This is a genomic window from Dietzia sp. DQ11-44 (assembly GCF_014145205.1).
GTDB lineage: Bacteria > Actinomycetota > Actinomycetes > Mycobacteriales > Mycobacteriaceae > Dietzia > Dietzia natronolimnaea.
The window spans coordinates 1-2,044 of the sequence record NZ_JAALEC010000603.1 but is presented as its reverse complement, the minus strand read 5'-3'; the positions used below and the strand labels follow the sequence as shown (position 1 = coordinate 2,044).

The following is a 2,044-nucleotide window of genomic DNA, read 5'->3' as shown; positions in this document are numbered from 1 at the left end:
GCTCGCGGCGGCCGCCGCGGTGTGGGCGGCGCGTGAGACCCGGACCGTCATGCGGAGTTTCGATGAGCCTTCCCCGCGGTTCACCCGGCGGCTTCTCCCGCGGGGCATCGTGGAGACGTCCCCGGCTCGAGAGGAGTGAGACGTGACGGTCCCCGCGACCACACATCTGCGGTCCACGGTGTCCACCGGGAGCGGGGTCGTCGCCCACAGAGGGGCCTCGGCCGAGTTCCCCGAACTCACGCTCGTCGCCTACGAGAAGGCCCTCGAGCAGGGCGCAGAGGCGCTCGAGGTGGATGTGCGGCTCACCTCCGACGGTGTCCCGGTGCTCCTGCACGATCCCCGGACCGCGCGCGTGGCGGACCGCGACGTCTGGGTCCACTCCAGCACCCTGGACGAGCTGTCCGCCCTCGACCTGGGCTCCTGGCATCCGGTGCACCGCCGGCCCGAACCACTCCTCACGCTGCGCAGTCTCCTGGTGATGGCCGAGGCGTACCCGCACGTGAAGCTGTTCCTGGAGACCAAGCACCCGGTGCCCACCGGCGGCCGCGTCGAGGTCGCGCTCCGGGACGAGCTGAGGTACTTCGGTCTGGACCGGCCCGCCTCGCACGCCGAGTCCCGCGCGCTCATGATGAGCTTCTCCGTGATGGCGGTGCGACGGTTCAGGCAACTGGCCCCGCAGGTGCCGACCGTGCAGCTCCGCGAGCGCGGCAACGTCCTCAAGTCGTGGCCGGCCGAGGGGTTCGGCGCCCAGTTGATGGGCCCGAGCATCGGCGCGCTCCGGGCGCGGCCGTGGTTGGTCGAGTACTGGAGGTCGCGGGGGATGGGGACCTACTGCTGGACCGTCGACGACCCGGCGGACATGCTCCTGTGCCGCGACCTGGGCGTGGAGTGGGTGGCCACCAACGTCCCGACACGGGCCCGGGGCGTCCTGGACGGGCCCACGCGTCGCGACTGACCCCGCCACGCCCGGCCCGATCCTGGGCCCCCGTGCGATGACGGCACCAGAGTGCGATGTCCGGGGGCGGGCCGCGCGGGCGCACCGTATCGTGGTGCCCGTGGGTAGACGTCAGCGCCATAATGAGCCCAAGTCCGGCGGCAACCGCCAGGCCAAGATCGCCGCTCGCGCGGCCGAGCGTGAGGAACTGAGCACGGAACCCCGGCCGTTCGCCGGGTTCGCCGGTGAGTGCGACATGGTCGCGATGCGCGAGTTCGTGCCGTCGGCGACCGCGCGACTCACCACCACCGCCGAGAAGCGGGAGATCATCCTGGCGACCGTCCTGCCGGGGGCCATCGCCGGCCTGGTGCGCGACGACGAGCTGGGCGGTGAGGCCATGGTGGGTCTCCAGGTGCAGGTCCACGGACCCGATCCGGCGGCCGACCTGGCCTACGCGGTGGACTGGGCCTCGCGTGCCGGGGGAGGGGAGACCCTGACGTCCTCCCACCCGGACGAGTCCACCCCGGCGTTGGAGGACGTCGTGGTCGCCGACGCCCCGCTCGAGATCGCGGTGCACGGCGACTTCTCCTGGTGGCTCGCCGAGGGCGCCCAGGTCAGGCCGGAGATCGCCCAGGCCATCAAGAACGCCAACGAGGTCATGATGCCCTCCGCCAGGGTCGCGGCCGACGGCATCGAGGCGGCCTGGTGGGTCGACGCGGGCGAGAAGGCCCACGTCCGCTGGGTGCGCCCGGAGGACGAGGATGCGCTGTTCGAGGCACTCGCGCGCGTGCACTCCGCCGGCGGCCTCCACCTGGGCGAGGGGTCCCGGTTCGCCGGGTCGTTCCGTACCCACGGGCTGCTCGTGCCGGTGTTCGACCTGGACCCGGAGATGCACCATCAGGAGTGGGCGCCGGGACTGCTGGAGCTCGACGCGCGACTGGGCGAGGCCCTGGCGAAGGACGGTCCGCTCAGCTCCGACGAGCGCGCGTCGCGCGACGGCCTGAGGGCACGTCAGGTCACCCTGCGCTGACCCGGCACCGGCCCCCGACGGGGCCCACGGGCCTCTAGTATCCCCTCGGGCGACCACCGGGTCGCCGGCCGGACGTGTGG

General features: G+C 72.9%; 2 protein-coding genes. Both read left to right on the top strand.

Annotated features, from left to right (window positions below; genetic code table 11):
- Positions 1-142 precede the first annotated feature (142 nt).
- Positions 143-955 (top strand): glycerophosphodiester phosphodiesterase family protein, encoded by an 813-nt coding sequence (locus G6018_RS14130; RefSeq protein ID WP_182639950.1) that lies wholly within the window; start codon positions 143-145, stop codon positions 953-955.
- A gap of 100 nt (positions 956-1,055) precedes the next feature.
- Complete coding sequence (locus G6018_RS14125) at positions 1,056-1,964, top strand: DUF5926 family protein (RefSeq protein WP_182617326.1); 909 nt, start codon at positions 1,056-1,058, stop codon at positions 1,962-1,964.
- Positions 1,965-2,044: the final 80 nt, after the last annotated feature.